Source organism: Kerstersia sp. (genome assembly GCF_052103615.1).
In the GTDB taxonomy this organism is placed as follows: Bacteria; Pseudomonadota; Gammaproteobacteria; order Burkholderiales; family Burkholderiaceae_B; genus Kerstersia.
The window spans coordinates 1-2,856 of the sequence record NZ_JBQEKA010000037.1 but is presented as its reverse complement, the minus strand read 5'-3'; the positions used below and the strand labels follow the sequence as shown (position 1 = coordinate 2,856).

General features: G+C 43.7%; 2 protein-coding genes. Both read left to right on the top strand.

Annotated features, from left to right (window positions below; all coding sequences use genetic code 11):
• Nucleotides 1-1,665 (top strand): hypothetical protein (locus tag ACTJGZ_RS09505; RefSeq protein WP_441662687.1); only part of this gene is annotated, 1,665 nt, incomplete at its 5' end.
• Nucleotides 1,652-2,653, top strand: a complete 1,002-nt coding sequence (locus ACTJGZ_RS09500; protein ID WP_441662686.1) for a hypothetical protein — start codon at nucleotides 1,652-1,654, stop codon at nucleotides 2,651-2,653. The genes ACTJGZ_RS09505 and ACTJGZ_RS09500, both read left to right, overlap by 14 nt.
• The last annotated feature ends 203 nt before the right edge of the window (nucleotides 2,654-2,856 follow it).

Below are 2,856 nucleotides of genomic sequence, written 5' to 3'. Positions count from 1 at the left end.
CATTACCTGCATAAGAAACACACAATTGATCAAGGAAGCTACTGGTTTCCAAGACGACGCAAACACAAACAATGGTTTCTGGCAGGCGACAGTGCAACGTCAATGGCTCTAAACATGAGCAACCAAGAGATGCTCGTTGAAGAAAAGCCAGACCATCAGTGGCTTGAAAAAGAGATTACAGACAAGTTAGCGTGTCATGTTGAACTCGCATTTGAAGCAGGCGATTTGAATCTTGCTCTGACCCTCATCAGTCGCCTTTCAACACGCATCGCATCATATGCAGAACAGCTTCAATTTGACGTTGGCATGCAAGAATTAATGATTTACAAAAGAATTATTGAGCAGGCTTTTTCCGCTTTGAACGCGGTGAAGGATGGCGAGACAAAAAAGTTAACGATAGGCTTGGCGGACACTTGGGCCGCCCTAGGCTGTCACCTAATCTTAGAAACTCTCCGAAAGATGATCATATTCGAGAAAGAACTCGAACGGTTCTTTAACGCAGACGAGTGGAATGAACAATCTCTTCGTCGACTTCCGGCTTTCTTGCAAGTGGAACTTTCCTTCATCATTGTTCGTATTGATTTTGAGAAAGACATTGAAGGTCGACGGCTATCTAAGCCGAAATATGTTCAACAGTTGACAGTCCAGAAACTGTTAAAGCATTACGCAGATATTCTCCCCGCCATTTGCCACTTCTTACAAGAAACGGTTCCAGAATTTGCGCGAGCACTTACAAAATTTAAAATGACTGAGGCTGCGACGCAGGTCGTTTTAGGATGTTTGCATACCCATTGGAAACTGCCTCGAAGGTTGGAGGAGATAGGCGAACTCCTGACCAGATACCAGCGATATGCTCATTATCGCGAGGACTGCTACGCCATACCTCAGATTGATACCGCTGCTATGTCAGATAAAATCATTGCTGCCCGTGGAGATGCAATCGCCATGTTGGGCAGTGGTGCCATGGTCGGACATGTTTTCGAGGAAAATCACAACGACGAATTGCCCGACCATTTCGGACAGATTTATTTCGAATTAGCTGAAGCAGCCATTAGCGCGATCGAGAATAACGATGTTGGATCGCTTAGCAAAATCCTACCTATGTTCCTCGCTCTAGCAATTTTGGCATCAGACTCGAAGTTTGTTGATCCATCATTAAACGTAGAACAAGAATTCAGATTGCATTTAATTTCTACGTCCCTCAATGACATATCAACGATTTTAGGTTTCTCCATTCTATACGGCGCATACTTCGACAACTCCGCATTGCCCAACTACGCCCTTAAAGAGTTCGAAAAATGGATTGAGCGTGCTCCAGATCGGCAGGCCTATTTTAAGCGGATATTATTATTATCAAATTCTCATAGTTTCAGCATGAGCGCCTCACCGCGAGACATGATCAGAACGAAGTGGAAAATGTCGTTTGAAAATCGTGCTGAACATGATGGATTTGGAGACCAGTTTGGTATGGGGCGAGCACAACAGCATCCAAACAGAATCGTCCGAGAGTTTATAAGATCTCACTCAGACCCATCTCATCTATTTTTAGCTACTCAAGTTGTGCCGCATCTTGAGCTAATAGATTTCGAAATTGACCGTCAGATTTCCGAACTGGCTCGTTCATTGCAGGAAAATGATGCAGAGGCGAATCATGAAGATTACTAGCGGAGAACCCTCGCAGCGACGCCACTTTTGTGAAGAAAAAATCGGACTATTAGACAGAATTTTTGCCAAAACAGAAGAACGTCGTCCCAGCTTCAATCGCAGGATGTTTGACGAGGATTTTGCCAAGCTATTCCACTACACTAATCATCGACGCAAAAACATATTCGAGATAGTTTCGAACAATGAAGAGATCCTGAAATGGTTACTCAGCAATGTTAAGACAAGGTATTCGCGACATTCAATTCAGGAGACGATACTAGATCTGATAGAGGAGATAGCAAGATCACTGATTGGATATGGGAAAGCGTATTACTTTATCTATGAAGAAGATGATGATGATGAAAAAAAGATGATCGCCATTGGTGCTCTAAGCCCAAACAGAATTTTCCGTCTATTTAATAAATATTTTCAATGGCTACCGAAATGCACTCAGAGAAACTGGGATAAAGACGATGAAGAGTTTCCGAGAGAATTAAGAATGCTGGATTCTAAAGGTATTATCCGATTCCACATGCCCACCTCGATCAAACACATGCTATCCGCACAGAACAGGGTTCTAACTGTACTTGACAAACACCAGTTCGAAGCAACTAATTTCCATCCTATAGCCACACACGAAAACCCGAGCCCAACAACTTATTTCGATTTTAGCGTATGGAATCAAACTCAAGAATGGGCCTTGTATCGCGCCACCCGAGAAACTGGCTGGAACGGTAGGAAATATGACTCATCAAAGCGCTCCGATTTTTTTGATTGCCACAGGCTTATCCGATTTAGGAAAAACCAGCTTTTTCTCAGAGATAATATTTTGTGTCAGTTAAGTTCTGAGCTTTCTAGGATTGGCAAGAACTATTCGGCCGGATTTTCAGTTGACATATCCGCGTGTGATACGCTACCTAGCGTCGCGTACTTAGACGAGCTAGAAGTTAAGCTTTCGCGAGAGGAAGTAGGATTCAACGAGGTTATCGACTATTGCTTCAAGCCTTGAACAGCGTTTATAGGCTACTAAAGCGAGCAACTTCACCTGAATAAATTAGAGAATTTCGGCGATAGCTTGATCAAAATCCCCCACCACAACCCACACCACTTCAATTCCGCCCTCGCCACCACACATAAAAAAAAGCCGCTGCCTTCACCTGAACTGACCCCCATAAGTAGGACAGTCAAACGCTAAAGCCCGAAGGCCTGAGC